General features: G+C 63.9%; 18 protein-coding genes. 9 read left to right on the top strand and 9 right to left on the bottom strand.

Annotation, left to right across the window (positions count from 1 at the left end; translation table 11 throughout):
• Positions 1 to 68: 68 nt before the first annotated feature.
• Together LZ518_RS11065 and LZ518_RS11060 are read right to left on the bottom strand one after the other, a co-directional pair.
• A complete protein-coding gene (locus tag LZ518_RS11065; protein ID WP_249916044.1) occupies positions 69 to 257 on the bottom strand; it encodes a PspC domain-containing protein in 189 nt (62 codons plus the stop codon).
• A 415-nt stretch (positions 258 to 672) separates the two neighbouring features.
• Positions 673 to 918 carry a hypothetical protein gene (locus tag LZ518_RS11060; RefSeq protein WP_249916043.1) on the bottom strand — a complete coding sequence of 82 codons (246 nt, stop codon included), beginning with the start codon at positions 916 to 918 and terminating at the stop codon, positions 673 to 675.
• A gap of 101 nt (positions 919 to 1019) precedes the next feature.
• Here LZ518_RS11060 and LZ518_RS11055 point away from each other — a divergent pair, with 101 nt between their 5' ends.
• The 3 genes from LZ518_RS11055 (at position 1020) to LZ518_RS11045 (ending at position 3872) form a co-directional block, all read left to right on the top strand.
• Positions 1020 to 2831, top strand: a complete 1812-nt coding sequence (locus LZ518_RS11055; protein WP_249916042.1) for an ABCB family ABC transporter ATP-binding protein/permease — start codon at positions 1020 to 1022, stop codon at positions 2829 to 2831.
• Positions 2832 to 2834: 3 nt separating this feature from the next.
• Positions 2835 to 3365 (top strand): dihydrofolate reductase family protein, encoded by a 531-nt coding sequence (locus LZ518_RS11050; protein WP_249916041.1) that lies wholly within the window; start codon positions 2835 to 2837, stop codon positions 3363 to 3365.
• Between the two features lie 93 nt (positions 3366 to 3458).
• Positions 3459 to 3872, top strand: coding sequence for a protein tyrosine phosphatase family protein (locus LZ518_RS11045; protein ID WP_249916040.1), 414 nt, complete (start codon positions 3459 to 3461; stop codon positions 3870 to 3872).
• On the opposite strand, the gene LZ518_RS11040 is transcribed toward LZ518_RS11045, so the two are convergent.
• The 4 genes from LZ518_RS11040 to LZ518_RS11025 all read right to left on the bottom strand — a co-directional run bounded on the left by LZ518_RS11040 (position 3869) and on the right by LZ518_RS11025 (position 6271).
• Positions 3869 to 4078 (bottom strand): putative signal transducing protein, encoded by a 210-nt coding sequence (locus LZ518_RS11040; RefSeq protein WP_249916039.1) that lies wholly within the window; start codon positions 4076 to 4078, stop codon positions 3869 to 3871. The two genes, LZ518_RS11045 and LZ518_RS11040, sit on opposite strands and share 4 nt — an antisense overlap.
• A complete protein-coding gene (tldD, locus tag LZ518_RS11035; RefSeq protein WP_431358222.1) occupies positions 4075 to 5487 on the bottom strand; it encodes a metalloprotease TldD in 1413 nt (470 codons plus the stop codon). The genes LZ518_RS11040 and tldD overlap by 4 nt, the downstream gene beginning before the upstream one ends.
• Positions 5484 to 5675, bottom strand: coding sequence for a zinc-finger domain-containing protein (locus tag LZ518_RS11030; RefSeq protein ID WP_249916038.1), 192 nt, complete (start codon positions 5673 to 5675; stop codon positions 5484 to 5486). Before LZ518_RS11030 ends, tldD begins: the two co-directional genes overlap by 4 nt.
• Before the next feature lie 68 nt (positions 5676 to 5743).
• The gene (locus LZ518_RS11025) at positions 5744 to 6271 is read right to left on the bottom strand and encodes a DUF4402 domain-containing protein (protein WP_249916037.1); all 528 of its coding nucleotides are present in this window, start codon (positions 6269 to 6271) and stop codon (positions 5744 to 5746) included.
• A gap of 263 nt (positions 6272 to 6534) precedes the next feature.
• Between LZ518_RS11025 and LZ518_RS11020 the strand changes: the two genes are divergently transcribed.
• On the top strand, positions 6535 to 7479 hold the full coding sequence (locus LZ518_RS11020; RefSeq protein ID WP_249916036.1) for an ABC transporter ATP-binding protein: 945 nt from the start codon (positions 6535 to 6537) through the stop codon (positions 7477 to 7479).
• Positions 7476 to 9074 carry an L-aspartate oxidase gene (gene nadB / locus LZ518_RS11015; protein WP_249916035.1) on the top strand — a complete coding sequence of 533 codons (1599 nt, stop codon included), beginning with the start codon at positions 7476 to 7478 and terminating at the stop codon, positions 9072 to 9074. Before LZ518_RS11020 ends, nadB begins: the two co-directional genes overlap by 4 nt.
• 1 nt (position 9075) lies before the next feature.
• Here the strand turns inward: nadB and LZ518_RS11010 are convergent, their stop codons facing one another.
• Positions 9076 to 9741, bottom strand: coding sequence for a TetR/AcrR family transcriptional regulator (locus LZ518_RS11010; protein ID WP_249916034.1), 666 nt, complete (start codon positions 9739 to 9741; stop codon positions 9076 to 9078).
• A 146-nt stretch (positions 9742 to 9887) separates the two neighbouring features.
• On the opposite strand from LZ518_RS11010, the gene LZ518_RS11005 reads away from it, so the two are divergent.
• The gene (locus LZ518_RS11005) at positions 9888 to 10610 is read left to right on the top strand and encodes a sterol desaturase family protein (RefSeq protein WP_249916033.1); all 723 of its coding nucleotides are present in this window, start codon (positions 9888 to 9890) and stop codon (positions 10608 to 10610) included.
• Between the two features lie 93 nt (positions 10611 to 10703).
• Positions 10704 to 12449 (top strand): DUF885 domain-containing protein, encoded by a 1746-nt coding sequence (locus tag LZ518_RS11000; RefSeq protein ID WP_249916032.1) that lies wholly within the window; start codon positions 10704 to 10706, stop codon positions 12447 to 12449.
• 203 nt (positions 12450 to 12652) lie between these two features.
• Here LZ518_RS11000 and LZ518_RS10995 read toward each other — a convergent pair whose 3' ends face one another.
• Positions 12653 to 12832, bottom strand: coding sequence for a hypothetical protein (locus LZ518_RS10995; protein ID WP_249916031.1), 180 nt, complete (start codon positions 12830 to 12832; stop codon positions 12653 to 12655).
• Positions 12833 to 12890: 58 nt separating this feature from the next.
• Between LZ518_RS10995 and polA the strand changes: the two genes are divergently transcribed.
• Together polA and LZ518_RS10985 are read left to right on the top strand one after the other, a co-directional pair.
• The gene (gene polA, locus LZ518_RS10990) at positions 12891 to 15680 is read left to right on the top strand and encodes a DNA polymerase I (RefSeq protein WP_249916030.1); all 2790 of its coding nucleotides are present in this window, start codon (positions 12891 to 12893) and stop codon (positions 15678 to 15680) included.
• Positions 15677 to 17218, top strand: a complete 1542-nt coding sequence (locus LZ518_RS10985; RefSeq protein WP_249916029.1) for a lipopolysaccharide biosynthesis protein — start codon at positions 15677 to 15679, stop codon at positions 17216 to 17218. Before polA ends, LZ518_RS10985 begins: the two co-directional genes overlap by 4 nt.
• A gap of 4 nt (positions 17219 to 17222) precedes the next feature.
• Here the strand turns inward: LZ518_RS10985 and purH are convergent, their stop codons facing one another.
• Positions 17223 to 18812 carry a bifunctional phosphoribosylaminoimidazolecarboxamide formyltransferase/IMP cyclohydrolase gene (gene purH, locus LZ518_RS10980; protein ID WP_249916028.1) on the bottom strand — a complete coding sequence of 530 codons (1590 nt, stop codon included), beginning with the start codon at positions 18810 to 18812 and terminating at the stop codon, positions 17223 to 17225.
• Positions 18813 to 18828 lie beyond the last annotated feature (16 nt).

Here is an 18828-nt window from a genome sequence, read left to right as displayed (position 1 = left end):
GGTCGAAGGCGATGGTGCCACAGCTAAGGCAGGAAAAACAGATGGTGAGGTTGGCTGGCGACAAGACCTTAGCGGTCTTCCGAAGCCAGCCAGCCGGTTAGGATGTAGATCAGGATGGCGACCGGGCCGGTCATCAGCGTGGCGACGATAACGCCGAGGCGGACGATGAGCACATCGACCTGGAGCCAATCGGCGAGTCCGGCGCACACGCCCATGACCTTGGCGCGGCTTTGATTGATAACGAAGCGACCGTTCATGGTCTGACTTCCTTTGCGTCTGTTGCGATTCAGGCGATCGGCATCGAAGTAGCGGCCGAAACGAACAGCAACGACGTGATGAACGCGCCGGCAAGGCTAACTGCGAGCTGGCGACCGTCGAGGAACGAATAAGTCATTTTCAAAACTCCCTTGTGTCCAAGCCCGCGATTGGGCTTGCCACTACTATTGCAGGGAGCGTGCCAATTGAAAATTATCGTTTGTTTTCAATGATTGTGATGATATTGCCAGCCGCAGAGTTGGGAAGTTTCCTGAACATTTAGCAAGATTCACCGCGGCGGCGGTCAAAATTGGTCGAAATCGCTCGCTCGACATGTTCGCCCTGTCCGTTTCCGGACAAAGATTTCGGACCGATGAACAAACTTGGCCGTGGGCAATGGTTCTGCAGGTGGTCGGCTTAGCCCTGGAGCGTTCCCTGGGGAGCAGGGCGCGGCGCGCGCTCGGCGGCCGGCGCCTTGGCCGGACGGCACTGGGCGTAGAGGGTCGGATAATCGAAGTCGCCATTTTCATTGAGCGCGGCAGGAGTTGCGGCGAGGCAGGCCTGGCGGCTTTCATAACGGGTCGACAGGGTTGCCACGGGCGTGCAGCCGGCCGACCCGTCGGCGCATCCCAAAATAGCGATGACGTAGAAACCCGGTCCCATATCGTTACCTCCAACCCGATAACGGCGAATAAAAGCCGCTTGTTCCAAACGGTTCGTCGCATCCGTTGCGGAAGGGCGAGCTCGCCCCTACGTCCAAGGAGATGAGCAGCGGCGCCCCCCAGATCGAAAAGCCCAACGGCGGCTTTTCGGTGCTTTGGCGGTTCCTGCCGATGCTGTGGCCCAAGGACGATCTTGAGCTTCGCGTCCGGGTCATCATCGCAATGGTGCTGGTCCTTGCTGGCAAGGCGATCACGCTGGCGATGCCGTTCGCCTACAAGGCCGTCGTCGACGCAATGAGCGGAGACAGGCAGGCATGGATGGCCGCGCTGATGCTGGTGTTCGCTTACTCAGCGGCCCGGTTCGGCGGCGTGCTGTCGGATAATCTGCGCAACGCCATTTTCGAAAAGGTCGGGCAGAGCGCCGCGCGGCGTCTGGCGGCGCGCGTGTTCCGTCACGTTCATTCGCTGAGCCTGAGATTCCATCTGGAGCGGCGCACCGGAAGCCTGACCAAGATCGTCGAGCGCGGCACCAAGAGCATCGACATGATGCTCTATTTCCTGCTGTTCAACATCGCGCCGACGGTGATCGAGCTGGTCGCGATCTGCGTCATCTTCTGGCTGAAATTCGGCCCCGGACTGGTCGCGGCGACGATGGTGTTCGTCGCGCTTTACATCATCTTCACCCGCAAGGTGACCGACTGGCGTACCCACCTGCAGCGCGAAATGAACGACGTCGATAACAAGGCGATCGGGCGGGCGGTCGACAGCCTGCTAAACTACGAGACGGTCAAATATTTCGGCGCCGAGGAGCGCGAGGCACGGCGCTATGACGACGCTATCGCCAGCTTCACTCGTGCCGCGGTCCGCAACGAGGTCAGCCTGGCCTGGCTCAATATCGGCCAGAGCCTCATCACCAATTTGATGATGGCCGGGGCGATGGGTTTCACGGTCTGGGGCTGGAGCCAGGGCAGGTTCACGCCGGGCGACGTGGTGCTGGTCAATTCGTTGCTGATGCAGCTGTTCCGCCCGCTCGACATGCTCGGCTGGGTCTACCGTTCGATCCGCCAGGGGCTGATCGACATGGAGGCGATGTTCGATCTGACCGATACGCCGGCCGAGGTGGTCGACGTAGCCAGCGCGCCGGCCCTGACCGTCGGCGACGGCCATGTCCGGTTCGAAGAAGTGGCCTTCGGCTATGAGCCAGAGCGGATCATCCTCAAAGGCGTGACGCTCGACGTTCCGGCCGGGACGAGCATGGCCGTGGTCGGGCCGTCGGGTGCAGGCAAGTCGACCCTCGCCCGGCTGCTCTACCGCTTCTACGACCCGACCGCGGGCCGGATCACGATCGACGGGCAGGATATCGCCAAGGTCCAGCAGTCGAGCCTCAGGAGCGCAATCGGAATCGTCCCGCAGGACACGGTGCTGTTCAACGACACGATCGGTTACAACATCGGCTATGGCCGCGAGGGCGCCGGCCAGCCGGAGATCGAGGGCGCCGCCAGGGGCGCGGCAATCGACACGTTCATCGCCGCCTTGCCGCAGGGCTATGAGTCGATGGTCGGCGAGCGCGGGCTCAAGTTGAGCGGCGGCGAAAAGCAGCGTGTGGCGATCGCGCGCACCTTGCTGAAGGACCCGCCGATCCTGATCCTTGACGAGGCAACGAGTGCGCTCGACAGCCGCACCGAGGAAGCGATCCAGTCGACACTCAACGCCGCCGCGCGCGGCCGGACGACGATCATCATTGCCCATCGCCTGTCGACCATCGTCGGCGCGGACCAGATTGTGGTGCTCGACGCCGGCCGGGTAGCCGAGCGTGGCACACATGCCGAGTTGTTGGCGAAGGGCGGGCTTTATGCCGAGCTATGGGCGCGGCAAGCCGCGGAGCGCGAGCTTGAGGAAGTTGTGGAGGGGTAGGCGATGGCCAGGATCGTGTTCGGGATGAACCAGTCGCTCGATGGCTATGTCGACCATGACCGGTTTGGACCTGGCCCGAAACTGTTCCGCCACTTCATCGAGCAGGCGCGCGAACAGGCGGGCAGCATCTATGGCCGCAAGCTGTACGAGATCATGGCCTATTGGGACGAAGACCGCCCGGAGTGGGACGAAGCGGAGCGCGAGTTCGCGCAAGCCTGGCGAGCCCAGCCGAAATGGGTCGTGTCGCGCACGCTTACGTCGGTGGGACCCAATGCCACGCTGGTCGAAGGCGATTTGGAAGCCGCGATCCGCAAACTGAAGACCGAGGTCGACGGCGAGATCGAGGTCGGCGGCCCGGACCTCGCGAAAAGCCTGACCGAACTCGGCCTGATCGACGAATATCGCATCTACCTCCACCCGGTCGTGCTGGGTGGCGGCAACCCCTATTTCCACGGGCCCCGCCCGCCGCTTCGGTTCGTCGCCAGCGAACAGGTCGACGAGAATGTCATCCGGCTGACCTACGTTCCTGCCTGACCCCCAACTACCCGGTCCATGCAGCGAAATGGACGCGGCGTCAGCGATCCGTCATATTTGCAGTCAACGCGCCGACTCGGCGGTGGAGGGACGATGCACCGGCAGCTCGACGACAAGACATTGGTCAACGGCCAGATTTCGCCCGCTGACATCAAGGAATTGAAGGCGCTGGGCGTAACCCTGATCGTCAATAACCGACCCGACGGCGAGGACGTGGGCCAGCCGGAAAGCGACGATATCGAAGCGGCGGCAAAGGCGGCCGGGATCGATTACCGCCATGTCCCGATCGCGCGGGGGCTGGGCCCGTCGGACGTCGAGGCGATGCGCGAGGCAATGCATGCGACCGGCGACGGCAAGATGTTCGCCTTTTGCCGCTCCGGCAATCGCTCGACGCTGGCCTGGGCCGTGGCGCGAAGCGAGGACGGAGCGCCAAGCGAGGAGCTGCATCGACAGGCAAATGAAGCCGGCTTCGATCTAGGACCGGTGGCCCATTTGTTGAGGGATTAGTCGCGCTCTTCGCGCAGGATCTGGGCGGCCTGCTCAAAATCCTCGTCGAGCACCATTAGCCTGACGCTGATCAAGCCGCCGCCGCCGAAAAAGCTGTTTGCCTCCGCATCGAAAATGATCGTGTCGATGCCCTCGGCTTCCAGCGCCAGCCGGGCGAGATCCGCCTCGACCCGCGTTCCGAAGGTCGCCAGCGGGACCAGGCTCAAGCAGCAGATCCGCCGACGGTGATGCCGTCGATCAACAGACTCGGCTGGCCGACCCCTGCCGGCACCGACTGACCACCCTTGCCGCACATGCCGACACCCTCGTCCAGCGACATGTCGTTGCCGATGCCCTTGACCCGGGTCAGCACGGTCGGACCGTCGCCGATCAGGGTCGCACCCTTGATCGGTGGCCCGAGCCTGCCGCCTTGAATGCGATAGGCCTCGGTGCAGCCGAACACGAACTTGCCGCTGGTGATGTCGACCTGCCCGCCGCCGAAGCTCTTGGCGTAAATGCCGTCCTTGACCCGGCCGATCAGCTCCTGCGGGTCATCCTGCCCGCCAAGCATGAAAGTGTTGGTCATGCGCGGCATCGGCGCGTGGGCGAAGCTCTCACGGCGGCCGTTGCCGGTCGGCTCCATGCCCATCAGGCGGGCGTTGAGGCGATCCTGGAGATAGCCCTTCAATATGCCGTCCTCGATCAGCACGGTGCGCGAGGTCGGCGTGCCCTCATCGTCGATGCTCAAGCTGCCGCGGCGATTTTCGATCGCGCCTTCGTCGATCACCGTGACTCCAGGCGCCGCAACCCGCTCGCCGATGCGGCCGGAGAAGGCCGAGGTGCCCTTGCGGTTGAAATCGCCTTCGAGGCCATGTCCGACCGCTTCGTGCAGCAGCACGCCGCACCAGCCGTTGCCGAGCACAACCGGCATTTCGCCGGCCGGGGCGGCCACGCTTTCAAGGTTGACCAGCGCGAGGCGAAGGGCCTCGTCGATCGCCCGGTTCCAGGTCGCGGGTTCGAACAGATGGTCGTAATGGTAACGGCCGCCGAGGCCGAAGCTGCCGGTTTCGCGGCGGTCTCCCTGCTTGGCGACGATCGAGACGTTGAGCCGGACCAGCGGTCGGACGTCGGTGGCAATGAAGCCGTCGGCACGGACGATCTCAACCACCGACCAGCTGCCGGACAAGGCGACGCTGACCTGGGCGACGCGTGGGTCGCGGGCGCGGGCGGCGGCGTCGATCGCCTGGCACAGCTCGACTTTCCTGGCGAAGGGAATCGCCGACAGCGGGTCGTCGGAGCCGTACATCGAGCGGTTGGTGCGAGCCGGTGCGGCGGCGGCAGGCCCCTTGGCCGGATCGAGCAGCTTCAGCGTCTGGGCGGCCCGGTCGATCGCGGCGGTGCTGATCTCATTGGCGTGGGCGAAGGCGGTCATCTCGCCGGTAACACCGCGCAGGCCGAAGCCCGAACCGGTGTGATAATCGGCGGCCTTCAACCGGCCGTCGTCGAAGCCAAACGCTTCCGACACCCGATATTGGAGGAACAGCTCGCCATCGTCATGGGCAGCGAGGTGGCGGGTTGCCAGCGACGCCGCCTCGGCCGGATCGAGGGTCCGGTAGAGATAGTCGCGCGGGTTCACTGGCCGGTGTCGGCCGGTCCGCCTTCCAGCACGAAGCGGCGGTCGCAATAGCCGCAATCGACAAAGCCGATGCTGTCGTCGATCTGGTAGTAGACGCGGGGGTGGCCGAGCGCGGCCTCCACCTGGCCGGAACCGTCGCAGGCGACGCGGTGATGTTTGGTGCGAATAACTTCAGGGGGCGGCTGCATAGGCCCTATGACCTAGCATCCGCCCCCTGCCGCTTCAATAAGAGTGGGGTCTTATTGAGCGGGTAAGCTTATTGATAGTTGGCGGTCAGATCGAAATCCGCCGCGTAGACACCGGCACCCTGCGTCGCCGCGATGGTGAAGGTGCCGCCGACGCCAACCGAATAGGCGCCAAGCGAATCCATCGTGCGGGTCGTGCTGCCGCCCTGGTCAAGCACCAGCACGCCGGCCAGCGAGGTGGTCGCGTCGCGATAAAGCAGGCCACCGGCCGGCTGCGACAGGACCAGGTCGACCGTATCATTGGCCGGACCGGCACCCGAGAAGATGGCGCGCTGGCCACCGTTCACGCCGACTTCGGCGACGCCGCCGGTAACGCTGCGGCTGCCGTCGTCGGCATCGATGGTGACGCTGCCGCCGCCGCCGAGCGGATCGACGAGGATGGTGCCGAAGTCGAGATCCTGGACCCGGTTCAGCGTCAGCGGCTGAAGGATGGTTCCGCGGGCCTCGGCCTGGGCGGTTGACGAAACGACCTGAGCGCCGGCAGGCGACGCGAAGGCAACGGTTGCGGCCAGGGCCGCGAGAGCAATATTCAAGCGCATGTCTTGGTTCCCACACATTTAAGGTGAACCGAATATCGGCCATGCGCCTCAACATCGCTTCAATGCATAAGGTTTACGGCTGTTTACCGCCGAATCTTAACCAATTCGGATGCCACGCTCCCCGGCCCGGCGGCGATTGCTCTCGGCAAGCCGGCAATCGGGGCAAACATGGTTGCCGGAAAATTAAGGATGACCGGTAAGCCAAATTCCTCATTCACCAGTTCGGCTTTCGCGAGCCGGCAGGCACCGCTATGCGAATCACCATGACCGACGCGACCGAGCCTGCGATCCGCATACAGGAGCTCAGCAAGACCTATCGGTCGAAGGGCAGCGAACCCAAGCGCGCGCTCGACGCGGTCAGTTTCGATGTGCCCCGCGGGCAAATCTTCGGCCTGCTCGGGCCCAACGGCGCGGGCAAGTCGACGCTGATCAACATTCTCGCCGGGCTGGTCGTGAAATCGGGTGGGTCGGCCGAGATCTGGGGCTTCGACATCGACCAGCATCCGCGCAACGCAAAGCGGTCGATCGGTATCGTCCCGCAGGAGATTTTGTTCGATCCCTTCTTCACCCCGCGCGAGGCGCTGGAGATCCAGGCCGGGCTCTACGGCGTGCCGAAGGCGGAGCGGATTACCGATGCGCTCCTCGCCGCGGTGCATCTGACCGACAAGGCCAATGCCTATGCCCGCACCTTATCGGGGGGCATGAAGCGGCGCCTGCTGGTCGCCAAGGCGATGGTCCATTCGCCGCCGATCCTGGTCCTCGACGAGCCGACCGCGGGCGTCGATATCGAGCTTCGCCAGCAACTGTGGGACTATGTCCGCGGCCTCAACCAGCAAGGCGTGACGGTGGTGCTGACGACCCATTATCTCGAGGAAGCCGAGCAGCTGTGCGATCGCATCGCGATCATCAACCACGGCAAGCTGATCGCCAACGAACCGACCCGCGAGCTGATCGCCAAGGCGCAGGACAAGGCGGTGGTTGTCGAGGTCGACCGGGACATTGCGGCAGCGCCCGATGCTTTTTGCTTCGAGCGGATCGACCTGACCGGCCCGCGGACGCTGGAAATCACTTATCGCAAGGACAAGGTGAATGCCGGCCAGGTGCTCGACGCGTTGCAGCGGGAAGGGTTTGGAATAGTCGATGTATCGACCCGCGATCCCGACCTGGAAGATGTGTTCCTAAGCCTGACGCGCGAGGCGGCAGCTTGAGCGGGCCAAAGTCCAAAGGCGGCTCCTTCGACGTGCTGGTGGTCGGCTCGGGCGCTGCCGGGCTCACTGCCGCGCTGAACCTGGCGACGACGCTAAGGGTCGGCGTGATCGCCAAGGGCAAGCTTAACGAAGGCGCGAGCGGCCTTGCCCAGGGTGGGATCGCGGCCGTGCTGGAGCAAGGCGACAGTTTCGACGCCCATGTTCGTGATACGATGATCGCCGGCGCCGGACTCAATAACCAGACGGTGGTCGAGCATGTGGTGAGCGAAGCGCCGCACGCCATCGCCCGGCTGGTCGAGCTGGGCGTTCCGTTCGCGACCGAGAATGGCGAGCTCCACCTGACCCGGGAGGGCGGGCACAGCCATCGCCGCATCGTCCATGTCGCCGACGCCACCGGCTGGGCGGTTCAGCAGGCACTGGAAAGAGCGGCGGCGGCCAATTCCAACATCACGCTCATTCCCGACATGGTGGCGATCGACCTCATCACCGGCCGCCACGCCGCGGAGTTCTCGACGTCAGGCGCGGTGCACGGCCTCTACGCCCTGAACCGCAAGACCAGGCGGGTCGACGCGCTGACCGCCCGCGCAACGATACTCGCCACAGGCGGCGCGGGCCGGGCCTATCTATTCTCGACCGCGCCGCGCGGCGCGACGGGCGACGGCATCGCCATGGCGTGGCGCGCGGGGTGCCGCATCTCCAACATGGAATTCATGCAGTTCCACCCGACCTGCCTCTACAACCTCGAGGTCAAGAATTTCCTGATTACCGAGGCGGTGCGCGGCGAGGGCGGAATCCTGAAGCACCCGGTGACCGGCCACCGTTTCATGCCCGACTATGACGAGCGCGGCGAGCTTGCCCCGCGGGACATCGTCGCCCGGGCGATCGACCATGAGATCAAGCGCGACGGCCTCGACTATGTCCATCTCGACATCAGCCACCGCGAGCCCGAGTTCGTGAAAGGGCATTTCCCCAATATCTACGAAAAGCTGATCGGGCTGGGCATCGACATCACCAGGGAGCCGATCCCGGTCGTCCCGGCCCAGCACTATACCTGCGGTGGAGTAGTGATCGACATCCATGGGCGGACCGATGCGCCGTGCCTTTATGCCGCCGGGGAAGTGACCCAGTCGGGGCTGCACGGCGCCAACCGCCTGGCGTCCAATTCGCTGCTGGAATGCCTGGTGTTCGGCGAGGGCGCGGCCAGGCATATCCTTGGACATTGGGACGATCTGCACCAGCCGCCACCGATCCGCGGCTGGGACGAAAGCCGGGTGACGGACAGCGACGAGGAAGTGGTCATCACCCAGACCTGGGGCGAGATCCGCCGCTTCATGTGGAATTATGTCGGGATCGTCCGCACCACCAAGCGGCTGGAGCGGGCCAAGCGGCGGATCGACATGCTGCGCCAGGAAGTCAGTGAATATTACAAACATTTCCGGGTGACGCCGGACCTGATCGAGCTTCGCAACCTGCTGGAGGTCGCCGATCTGATCGTGCGCTCGGCGCTGTCGCGCCATGAAAGCCGCGGGCTGCACTACACGCTCGACTATCCGAAGACCGCCAAGGAAGCAGTCGACACGGTGCTGGTGCCTTAGGTCAGGCGCCGAACAGCAGTTTCACATGGTTGCGGAACAGGCGCGTCTGCTTGCCCATCAGAGCCTCGTCCTTAAGCGCCTTGGACATGATGATCGCGCCTTCGACGATAGTCGTCAGCTGATCGGCCAGAGCGCCGACGTCGACCTCCGATCTCGGCGGGTTCTCGGCGATGATTTCGCCGAACCAGCGCTGGAATCGGTCGCGCATCCTCAGCAGATATTCGACATTCATCCGCTTCAGTTCGCGGTCGAAAATCCGTTCCTGATAGGTGACCGTCGCGACCAGGCAGCCGGGATGGATCGTCTCCATGTCATCCATCATCTGCGCGTAGAGATTGAGGAAGATGAGGAGGGCCTGGAGCGGATCGTCGCTCAGTTCCCGGGCGCGCTGCTCAAGCCTATCGATGATTCCCTCATCCTCCGCCAGGAAACGCTCGAACAGCTCCCGCGCAAGGTCGTTCTTGTCGCGGAAGTGATAGAAGAAGCCGCTCTTGGTGATGCCGGCTGCTTCGACCAGCTCCTCGATCGAGGTCGCGGCAAAACCCTTTTCGACGATCGCTCCATAGGCAATGTCGAGGATTCGCTCGCGGGTTCGCTCGCCCTTGCTTTGCCCGCCCGAATCATACTGTACCTGGGGTGCAGTTTTCTCCACCAGCTTTTCCGCCATCCTGCCCTGCCTGGCTGCCCAAGACGTGCAAGCTACACAAATCGCACATGATTTTACAGTCTCGGAAAAACCGACCGCGCGCTTGCTAGAGCCGTGCACCGCTCGCCCGCTATCAGCGCCGCCGATCGAAAGTCAGGGAAAATGAGATGATTGGTATCTATCACTATGTCGCGCTGGCGCTGTTCGCGGGCTTCGCCCTCACCGAACTGGCGGCGAAGGGAAGGCTATTCCCGAACGTGCCCGGTTGGCAGATGAAGGGCGCGGCCTTTGCGCTGCTCTATTTCGCGGTCGGGACCTACGCCCCGCTGATGTGGGACGGCTGGCTTGGCGAGTATCGCCTGCTTGCGGCCGATACGCTGCCGCTCTGGGTACAAATCGCCGGCGGCTTCCTGCTGCTAGAGCTGGGCGTATATTGCTGGCATCGCACGATGCACAATGTGAAGCCGCTATGGCGTTGGTTCCACCAGATGCACCACAGCGCCGAGCGGGTCGACATTTGGGGCGCCTTCTATTTCCATCCATTCGACATGATCGGCTGGACTCTGCTCGGCAGCCTTGCCCTGGTGCTCGGATTTGGGGTCAGCGCCGAAGCGGCGATCACCATCAACCTGATGGCGACATTCTGCTCGATGTTCCAGCACGCCAACATCCGGACGCCGCACTGGCTCGGTTATCTGATCACCCGGCCCGAGAGTCATTCCGCCCATCATGAGCGCGGCATTCATGCCCGCAACTATGGCGACGTGCCCTGGTTCGACATGCTGCTTGGCACCTTCCACAATCCGAAGGAATTCGTCGGCCAGGTCGGATTTTACGAAAGCGGATCGAGCAAGGTCGGCGCAATGCTGGTCGGACGGGAGATCGCATGAAGCGCTTGCTTGCTATGGTGATCCTGGCAATGCCGAAGCCGGTTCGTCGAATGGGCCATTGCCGAGGCACGCGAACTGGTTAGGTTCCGGCGCATGAAATCATTGCTCCGCACCGCCGCCCTGATCGCACTGATCGCCGCCCAACCGAGTTTCGCCCAGCCGGCACCGAGCCCGGCCGACGCGCAGTTGAAGGCCCTTTACGAAGGCTATGCCGACTGGACGCAGAAGGAATATGGCTTTTACGCCGACGCCAAGGGCGAAAACCAGCCGGCCGGCTACCTGCCCAAGGCCGACCCGGCGACGCAGCAGGCCCGGGCATCGCACCTAAAGCAGGTGCTGGCCCAGCTCGACGCCATTCCGGCCGCTGAGCTGTCGCCGGCCGAGCGGGTCAATGCCGGCGTGCTGCGCACTATCCTGGATGCCGCCATCTCCGACGCGAAGTTTCGCGAATGGGAAATGCCGGTCAACAGCGACAGCAATTTCTGGACCTATCTCGACGAGCGCGACCCGCTGACCGATGGCGATGCCTACCGCCGCTACATCGCGCGGATGCGCGACATCCCGCGCTATTTCGACGAACAGATTGCCAATATGCGCGCCGGCCTGAAGCGCGGCTTCACCCCGCCGGCGGCGACGCTGGTCGGGCGTGACGGATCCATCTCCTCCTTCGTCACCGACGATCCGGCGAAGAGCGCTTTCTATTCCGCCTTCGTCCAGATGCCGGGAACGATCAGCGCGGCCGACCAGGAGAAGTTTCGTGCCGAAGGCCGGGCGGCAATCGAACAAGCGGTCGTTCCGGCTTACCGGAAGCTGCTGACCTTCTACCGCGACACATATGCGCCCGGCGCCCGAAAGACCGTGTCGGCGCGTGACCTGCCTGACGGCGACGCTTATTACCGGGCCGAGATCCGCGAATATACGACGCTGGGCGTCACGCCCGAGGAGGTCCACCAGCTGGGCCTCAAGGAAGTCGCTCGGATCGAAGCCGACATGCAGAAGACGATGCGCGACAGCGGGTTCAAGGGAAGCTTCGCCGAGTTCCTGACGTTCCTCAGGACCGACCCGCAGTTCATCGCCCGCAATCCGGACGATTTGCTCGGCGTGTCGGCTTACGCCGCCAAGCGGGTCGACGGGAAGCTGAAGGACTATTTCGAGCTGCTGCCGCGGCGGCGCTTCACGATTATCCCGGTGCCCGATGCCCTGGCGCCTTTCTACACGGCGGGCCGCGGCGGGCTCGAGAGCTGCCAGATGAACACCTACAACCTCAAGGTCCGGCCGCTTTACAATATCCCGGTGCTGACGCTGCACGAATGTGCTCCGGGCCACAGCTTCCAGGCGGCGCTGGCGGCAGAAGGGCAGTCGCTGCCGCGCTTCCGGCGCAACATCTATTTTTCCGGCTATGGCGAGGGATGGGGCCTCTACACCGAATATCTCGGCATCGAGATGGGCATTTACCGCAACCCCTATGAGCGGTTCGGCCAGCAAAGCTATGAGATGTGGCGCGCGGCGCGGCTGGTGATCGACACCGGCATCCACCGCTACGGCTGGTCGCGGCAACAGGCGATCGACTATCTCGCCGGGCACACCGCCCTGTCGACCCATGAGGTCGAGACCGAGGTCGATCGCTACATTAGCTGGCCGGGCCAGGCGCTGGCCTACAAGCTGGGCGAGCTGACCATCCGCCGGTCACGGGCCAAGGCCGAGGCCGAGCTCGGCACCCGGTTCGACATTCGCAAGTTCCACGACATGATCCTGGCGCTGGGATCGGTGCCGTTGCCCGAGCTGGAAGCGCAGGTCGATGCGTTCATCGCCAGAGCCAAGGCTGCCAAGCCCAACTAGCCAGAATAAGCGGTCGGTTGACTGGCGTAACGATTTTTGTTTCTCTCGCCGTTGGGGGATTGGATGGATCGATGGGAGGGGAGCCCATGTCCGTTGCATTCTCGCTGATGGCCAAGTTCCGTCACCGGCTGCTGTTCGCGCTGTCGCCTTCTTATCGGCGCATCCGCGCTCGGCTGGATGAGATCACGACCGGCTAGGCCGGCCTATCGCAACTTGCTGACCTTGAGGCCGTCGAGCTTGGCGCGGCCCTTGATCGATTCCTCGCTTCGGGTCAGCGCCTTGCCAATCGCCTTGAGGCTCATCCCCTTGCCCGCCAGCCGGTGAAGCTTCTGGATCTCATCGCTGGTCCAAGGCTGCTTATGACGTTCGAATTTTTCGCCCATAATCTCCCTTTCCTTGCAGGGTGGCATCGCGCGCCCACCCTGCTAAACCCCCGCCTTCATGTCCGAAGCGCAGAACCACCTCTACCTCGTCGATGGCTCCAGCTACATCTTCCGCGCCTACCACCGGCTGCCTCCGCTGACCAATCGGCACGGCGTGCCGGCCGGTGCGGTCTATGGCTATACGGCGATGCTGTGGAAGCTGGCCGACGGGCTCAACAAGGCCGACGGGCCGACCCACATGGCGGTGATCCTCGACGCATCGGAGGAGACCCATCGCAACAAGATGTACGACCAGTATAAGGCGAACCGGCCGCCGCCGCCCGAGGACCTGGTCCCGCAATTCCCGCTGATCCGTACCGCCACCCGCGCCTTTTCCATCCCGTGCATCGAGGAAAATGGGTTGGAGGCCGACGACATCATCGCCTGCTACACCTATGCGGCCGTGCGCGCGGGGTGGAAGGTCACCATCGTCAGCTCCGACAAGGACCTGATGCAACTGGTCGACGACGGCAATGTCGACATGCTCGACACGATGAACGACCGCCGCATCGGGGTCACCGAAGTTCATGAAAAGTTCGGGGTCGGGCCGGAGAAAGTCGGCGACGTGCTGGCGCTGATGGGCGACAGTGTCGACAATGTGCCCGGCGTCCCAGGCGTCGGGCCCAAGACCGCGACCCAGTTGATCCAGCAATATGGCGACCTGGAAACGGTGCTGGCGAGCACGGATGAGATTACCAAGCCGAAGCTCAAACAGAACCTCATCGAGCATGCCGAGATGGCGCGCCTGTCGCGGCGGTTGGTGGAACTGGTATGTGACAGCCCGCTGCCCGAGCCTCTCGAAGAGCTGACGCTGAAGGGGATACCGCCGGAGCCGCTCAGGGAATTCCTTGAGGATATGGGGTTCAAGTCGCTGCTGAATCGCGTCGGCAAGGAACCCGGCGCGTCGAGCGGCGGTGCCCGGCCAATTGACGTCATGGCGTCGCAGTCTGCACCCAAGCCATTGGAAAAAGAGAAGATTACGGTCGACCGGACGCAATATGAATGCGTCATCAGCGACGAGGCACTCGACCGCTGGATCGCCGAGGCGCGGCACAAGGGCTATGTCGCGATCGACACCGAGACCGACGCTCTCGACAATATGGCTGCGCGGCTGGTCGGGGTCAGCCTGGCGACCGAGCCCAACAAGGCCTGCTATGTCCCGATTGGCCATGTCGGCGGCGACCTGCTGAGCGATGCACCCAGGCAGCTTCCAACCGACCTGGTGCTTGGGAAGCTGAAGGGCCTGCTGGAAGACCCGGCGGTGCTGAAGATCGCCCATAATCTTAAATATGACTGGGTGATGCTGCAGAGGTCGGGGATCGACGTCGCGCCTTACGACGACACGCTGGTGATGAGCTTCGATCTTGACGCCGGCCGGTCGAACCATGGGCTGGACGAGCTGGCCCAGGCGCATTTCGACCATGAATGCATTGCCTTCAAGTCGGTCTGCGGGGTCGGGGCGAAGCAGATCAGCTTCGACAAGGTGCCGCTGGGCGCGGCGACCGAATATGCCGCCGAGGACGCCGACATTTGTTTGCGCCTGTGGCTGCGGCTGAAGCCGCGACTGGCGGAGGAAGGATCGACCCGGGTCTACCAGATGGTCGACCGGCCGCTGGTGGCGACGGTCGGCAAGATGGAGCGCCGCGGGATCAAGGTCGACCGCGAGTATCTGGCCAAGCTGTCGGGCACATTCGCGACCGAGATCGCGGCGCTTGAGCAGCGGGTATATGAGGCGGCGGGCGGGCCGTTCACCATCGGCTCGCCGCAGCAACTGGGTGCGGTGCTGTACGACCGGATGGGATTGTCTGGCGGGCGCAAGGGCAAGAGCGGCCAATATTCGACCGACGTCAACGAGCTTGAGCGGCTGGCCGGCGAGGGGGTCCAGGCGGCGCGGCTGGTGCTCGACTGGCGGCAGCTGACCAAGCTCAAATCAACATATACCGACGCCCTGCAATCGCAGATCAACCGCGATACCCAACGGGTGCATACCAGCTACAGCCTGTCGGGCGCGCAAACCGGGCGCCTGGCCTCGACCGAACCGAACCTGCAGAACATCCCGATCCGGACCGAGATCGGCCGGCAAATCCGCGATGCCTTTGTCGCGGAGCCGGGCCATCAGCTGATGAGCGCCGACTATAGCCAGATCGAGCTGCGGCTGGCCGCGCACATGGCGGACGTGCCGCAGCTGAAGGAGGCGTTCAGCAAGGGTGCTGATATCCACGCGATGACCGCCGAGGAATTGTTCGGGGTCGTGGATCGCGACACAAGAGGAAAGGCCAAGACGGTCAATTTCGCAATCCTCTACGGGATCAGCAGCTGGGGCCTGGCCGGGCGGCTGGGCGTACCTAAGGAGGAGGGCAAGGCGATCATCGACCGCTATTTCACCCGCTTCCCCGGAATCCGCGCCTATATTGACGAGACGCTGGCGTTCGTTCGCGAGCATGGCTTCACCCGCACCCTGTTCGGTCGCAAGACGCATTTCCCGAACATCCGCGCGCCAAACCCAAATTTCCGGGCGGGCGCGGAGCGGGCGGCGATCAACGCCCCGATCCAGGGCACCAGCGCGGATTTGATCAAGCGGGCGATGAACCGGATGGATGATGCGCTGGCCGATGCCGGCCTGTCTGACGTCAAAATGCTGCTGCAGGTCCATGACGAGCTGGTGTTCGAAGTTCCGCAAGGCAAGGAAGAAGCAGCCGCCGCAGTCGTCCGCGAGGTGATGGCCAAGGCCGCCGAGCCTGCACTCAAGCTCGACGTGCCGCTGGACGTCGAGGTCGGCTGGGGATCGAACTGGGGCGAGGCGCATTGAGCCAAGCCCAATCGACCGAGACGGCCCCATCGGCCGACCTAGCCGCGCTGGCGCGGGGCGGGCGGATCAACTTCTTCGGCTTCATCCTGCGGCTTATGGCGCGCCTGCCGTTCCTGTTCATTGCCGGCCGGATGTACGGCGCCGAAGAGCTCGGCCGCTTCGCATATGCCGTCCTGATCCTGGAATTCGCCTCCCAGTTGGCAACGCTGGGATTGAAGCGCGGGCTCGCACAGCAGCTGGCCAAGACCGACAAAGACCATGCACATGTGGTCGCCGACGCGCTGCTGGTGGCAGCGGTCGGATCGGCGATCGCAATGACGATCCTGGCCCTGTTCCCGCAGGCGATGTTCCCCAATTCCGAAATCCACGGGATGGAGTGGGCCCTGCCGGTCACCATCTTCGCGCTGGCCTGGTCGGATATCTGCCTTGCGGCGCTGGCCTATCGCCATGACGTCACTTCTACGGTGCGGGCGCGGGCGATTGTCGAGCCATGGACGATCTCGATCGTGGCGTTCGGCTGGTATTTCATCTCGAGCCGGGACGGACTGATCATCGCCTATGCGTTGTCGATGGTCGGGGCATTAGTCGCTTCGGTCATCCCGTTCCTCAAAAGCTATGGATTGCCGCATGACTGGCGTCCTGATCCCGGCACCTTGTGGCGCCTCGCCCGGCGTAACCTGCCGGTGGCGGCGGCCGATGCCGTCGAATGGGGATCGCGCCGCGTCGACATCGCAATGCTCGGCCTGTTCTTCGCGCCCGGCATTGTCGGCATCTATTATGTTGCGCAGCAAGTCGCTTCGCTTCCAGCCAAGCTCAAGACCAGCTTCGACCCGGTCCTGGGCCCGGTAATCAGCCGCAACCTCGCCAAAGGCGACAAGATCGCCGTCGCCAAGCAGGTCCGCCAGGTCGGATTCTGGGTGATTGCCGCCCAGAGCTGCGCAGCCCTGGCGCTGGGCATCCCCGGCGAGGCGGTGATGGGCTTGGTCGGTGCCGGATTCGTCGCCGGTACCGCGGCGCTAGGCTTCCTGCTGGCGGCCGAAGTCGTTGCCTCCACGGCGGCGGTTAGCGAGGCCGCGCTGATCTATTGCGCGCGCCATCGTAACATGATGATCAGCCTGGGAATGATCGGGCTTGAGGCGGCGCTGGGGGCGGGCCTGATCCTGCTGATGCGAAGCTGGCATTGGCCCTTGATGTGGCAGGCGACCGGACCGGCATTGGGGCTGATGCTGGCACTGGGCTTCGCGGCAATCATCAAATCACGGCTGCTGGCCAAGATCCTTGGCCACCCAGTGTCCGGCTGGCGCTGGCCGCTGATCTGGGCGGCGGCGGCGGCAATGGTGGCCGGCCAGATCATCATCCGCTTGCCGGAATGGGCAGAACTGATCGTCGGTATCCCGGCGATCCTGGCCGCATTTGGCGCGGTGATCTGGGTCAAGGGCTTCGGGCCCGAGGACCGCGAACTATTCCGGATGAAGAAGGAAGATATCGAGGAACTGTCGCTGCCCGATCCAGGATCGAGCGTCGAGGCGCCTCGATAATCGCCTAGTGGCGAAAATGCCTGACCCCGGTGAAAACCATTGCCAACCCCGCCGAATCCGCAGCCGCGATTACCTCATCGTCACGGATCGAGCCGCCCGGCTGGATCACTGCCGTGGCTCCGGCTTCGACCGCGGCCAGAAGGCCATCGGCAAAGGGGAAGAAGGCGTCCGAAGCGACCGCCGATCCGACGGTGCGCGGTTCCGGCCAGCCATGGGTTTCCGCCGCCTCGCGCGCCTTGATCGCGGCAATCCTTGCGCTGTCGCGGCGGTTCATCTGGCCCGCGCCGATGCCGGCGGTTGCGCCGCCCTTGGCGTAGACGATGGCATTGGATTTGACGTGCTTGGCCACGGTCCAGGCGAACAGGCAGTCCTTCAGCTCCTGGTCCGTCGGCTCGCGCTTGGTCACGACCTTGAGCATGTCCGGCGTCAGCATGCCGTTGTCGCGGTCCTGTACAAGTAGGCCGCCGGCGATCACTGCGACCGTCTGTCCCCCGCGCGCCGGGTCGGGCAGGCCGCCGGTCAGCAGCAGGCGGAGGTTCTTCTTGCGCGCGAAAGCGGCAACGGCGGCTTCGTCGGCGTCGGGCGCGACCACCACTTCGGTAAAGATGTCGCAAATCGCATCCGCCGTGGCGCCGTCGAGCGGGCGATTGACCGCAACGATGCCGCCGAAAGCCGAGACGCTATCGCAGGCCAGCGCCTGGCTCCACGCATCGAGCAGGCTGTCGCCGCTGGCGACGCCGCAGGGGTTGGCGTGCTTGACGATCACCACCGTCGGCGGGCCGTTACGAAACTCGGCGGCCAGCTCCAGCGCGGCATTGGCGTCATTCAGATTATTGTAGCTGAGCTCCTTGCCCTGGACTTGCCGCGCCTGGGCGACGCCCGGCGTCGACGGGCCCATCGGCAAGTAAAGTGCGGCCTTCTGGTGCGGATTTTCGCCGTAACGTAGCTCCTGCGCCTTCTTGCCGACGATGAAGCGCATATACGGATAGGCCTGCCCCTGGTCGGCGAAGGCGAACCAGCTGGCAATCATCGAATCATAGGCGCCGGTGAGCGCATAGGCCTTGGCCGCCAGCTTTCGCCGGAACGCGAGGTCGGTTCCGCCCTGCCGGTCGAGCTGCTCGAGCAGCTCTGAATAGTCGGCCGGGTCGGTGACGATCGCGACATAATCGTGGTTCTTCGCGGCCGAGCGGACCATCGACGGGCCGCCGATGTCGATATTCTCGATGATCTCTTCGCGCGGGCTGCCCTTCGCCACGGTCGCCTCGAACGGGTAGAGGTTGACCACCACCAGGTCGATCGCACCGATGCCATGCTCTTCCATCGACGCAGCATGGTCGGCCTTGTCGCGGACTGCGAGCAGGCCGCCATGGACCTTGGGGTGGAGCGTCTTGACCCGTCCGTCCATCATCTCCGGAAAGCCGGTAAATTCACTGATTTCACGGACCTCGACGCCAAGCTCGCGAAGTTTGGCGGCGGTACCGCCCGTCGATATGATTTCGACCCCCGCCCTGACGAGGCCGGCGGCAAGGCCCTCAAGCCCGGACTTGTCGGAAAGCGAGATGAGCGCCCGGCGGATCGGAACGATATCGGTCATGAAAATGGCCCTACGG

The organism is Sphingomonas brevis, from assembly GCF_023516505.1.
Classification (GTDB): domain Bacteria; phylum Pseudomonadota; class Alphaproteobacteria; order Sphingomonadales; family Sphingomonadaceae; genus Sphingomicrobium; species Sphingomicrobium breve.
Note: the sequence above shows the minus strand (reverse complement) of the source record. Positions and strands in the feature narration are given on the sequence as shown.